The following is a 2,208-nucleotide window of genomic DNA, read 5'->3' as shown; positions in this document are numbered from 1 at the left end:
CGCTCGCGACGCTGATGTTCGGCTGCCAGCTCGGTGCGCAACTGCGCCAGCTCGGCCTGCGCGACCGTCAGTGCCTGCGCTTGTTGGACCTTGGCGGCCTGTTCGCCGCGCGCCGCCCCTTCGGCGCGGGACAGCCGCTGGGCCAGCTGTTCCTTCTCGGCCTTGTCGGTGGCCTGCTGCTGGCGCAGCGTGTCGCGCTCCTGCTGGGCTTGCTGAAGCGCGGCCTGGGCGGCGCGGGCGACTTCCTTGGCCTGGGCAAGCCGCTTGTCGCCACCGTCTGCGGCGTGGGCCAGCGCAACGCTGCAGAGCACGGCCAGTGCGGCGCAGCGGATCATTGAGAGACCTGATTGCATGCTCAGAACTTCAGGTTGGTTTCGAGCTGCAACACGTCGATCTTCAGCGGCGCGCTGCTGAGGTTGCCGCTGATCGAGCTGGGGTCGCCGGGGATGCTCAGGAAGCGCACGTTGTCGTCCAGGTTGCGGGTGCTGGTGAAGCGCAGGCCCAGCGTGGCCTTGTTGTCGAAGGCGTACTGGCCGCCGACGCTGAAGCCCTTGTAGTTGGTGCCGCCCAGGTGCCAGGTGGTGTCGGTGTAGGCATCGATCCAGGCGTCGCGCTCCAAATGGCGGAAGGCCGCGAAGACCTGCCACTGGCCGGGCTCGATCAGCTTGGCATGGCCGAACTGCAGCCTGGCCTGGTAGCCCAGCGTCTTGTCCTTCAGGTCGGCCACCGCGGTGGTGCCGGCGCGGCGCTGGATGTCATCGTTGTCGAAGCCGGTGTTCTTCACCACATGGAACGAGAAGTTGACTTCGTAGGGGTTGTAGTGGCGCGCGGTGAGGCTCAGGCTCAGGTCCACAGGCTTGAAGCGCGAGGCCAGGCCCCAGACCGGCGCGGCGGTCGAGGTGGGCGCGTTGAGGTTGATCAGCGTGTTGCCCTTCTGCCGGATGGCCGCCGGGTAGGCGCTGTTCTGGTACGGCGCAACGCCGGCCAGCGCACCGGTGGGCGGCAGCTCGTTTTCGCGCACGCCCTGCACGTTGCGGAAGTTGTAGGCGCCTGCGGCCACGCGCAGCTGCCAGGCGTCGCCAAACGCCCAGTCCAGGCCCAGCTGGCCGCCGACCAGCGCCTTGTCCTTCTGGCTGTTGGCGAACTCGGACAGCGCGAAGCCGCCCGCGGTGGCAAAGCCGTACAGGCCGCTGGCCATGTCCAGCTCGCCGTGGCCGGCCAGGCCGTCCAGGCCCATGTCGTCCGGCCAAGTCAGGTCGCTGCCATCGAACGGCACGCCCATGCGACCGGCGTCCAGCCGATTGCCCTGCAGCGGCTCCCAGCGCACCGAAGCGCGGTCCACGCCAATGCTGAACCGGTTGCCGTCATTGCCGGCGGTGACCGACTCGGAGGTGGGGCTGCCCGTCGTGCTGCCGGTCGCCAGGCGCACGGTGCCGCTGAAGCTGTCGCTGGCCTTGGCATGGAAGCCGACGCGGGCGCGCAGCGTGGCGCGCTGGCGATCATTGCGGGTGTTGGTCAGGTCTGGCGCCCAGGCGGGCGAGTCGGTCTGGGCGTGGAAGATCTCGGGCGCGACGTTGTCGTTGGCGAACATCTCGTCCTGTGCACGCACGCGGATGTCGCCGTCAATCGACACCGAGCGCAGCCAGCCCGGCAGGCGGCGGCCGTCGGTCCAGCCTTCTTCGCGTGCGGCGATCAGCACCTCGTTGCGCACCTCGTCCTTGATCCTGGCGCGCGTGCTGTCGCTCAGGTAAGGCACGCGCACCACCGAGCGCGGCGCGCCCCAGCCGGTCTCGGCCGGCAGCGGTGCCGGGCTACCGGCGGCCACCGCATCGCCAGCAGCCTTGGCCCTGCGCAGCAGCTCATCGGCCTTGGCGCGGGTCAGCAGGCCTTGTTCGACCAGCGCGTCGATCAGCGCCAGCGTGGTGGCTTTCAACTCGCCCAGTGCGGCAGCTTCGCTGGTGGTGGGCGCCGTGTCGGCATGGGCCTGCGGCAGCGCAGCCAGCAAGGCCAGGGCCAGCGGCGCGAGGCGGAAGGAGATTCGGGTCATGGGGTTCTCGAAAGACATGGGTTGTTCTCACGCACCGGCGCGCACGGTCAGGCGAAAGCGCATCGGTTGGGCCACAGCCGGCGGCACCGGCAGGCGCAGCGCTTCGGCGCTGGCGTCCAGCGCGGTCTTCAGCGCGGGGGTGCCGCCGTCGGCTTCCCAGC

Annotated in this window: 1 protein-coding gene and 1 pseudogene; both read right to left on the bottom strand. The window is 69.8% G+C overall.

Annotated elements, in window-relative coordinates; translation table 11 throughout:
* Positions 1 to 353 (bottom strand): annotated as a pseudogene (locus tag FKP22_RS27935) (hypothetical protein); the annotation flags it as partial.
* Positions 354 to 355: 2 nt separating this feature from the next.
* The gene (locus tag FKP22_RS27930; RefSeq protein WP_170201137.1) at positions 356 to 2,047 is read right to left on the bottom strand and encodes a putative porin; all 1,692 of its coding nucleotides are present in this window, start codon (positions 2,045 to 2,047) and stop codon (positions 356 to 358) included.
* Between the last annotated feature and the right edge of the window lie 161 nt (positions 2,048 to 2,208).

The sequence above is a fragment of the Ideonella azotifigens genome (assembly GCF_006519715.1).
Taxonomy (GTDB): domain Bacteria; phylum Pseudomonadota; class Gammaproteobacteria; order Burkholderiales; family Burkholderiaceae_C; genus Ideonella; species Ideonella azotifigens.
Note: the sequence above shows the minus strand (reverse complement) of the source record. Positions and strands in the feature narration are given on the sequence as shown.

Coding starts and splice junctions, on each gene's coding strand:
- FKP22_RS27930 (WP_170201137.1), bottom strand. CDS start 2,047: ATGACCCGAATCTCCTTCCGCCTCGCGCCGCTGGCCCTGGCCTTGCTG.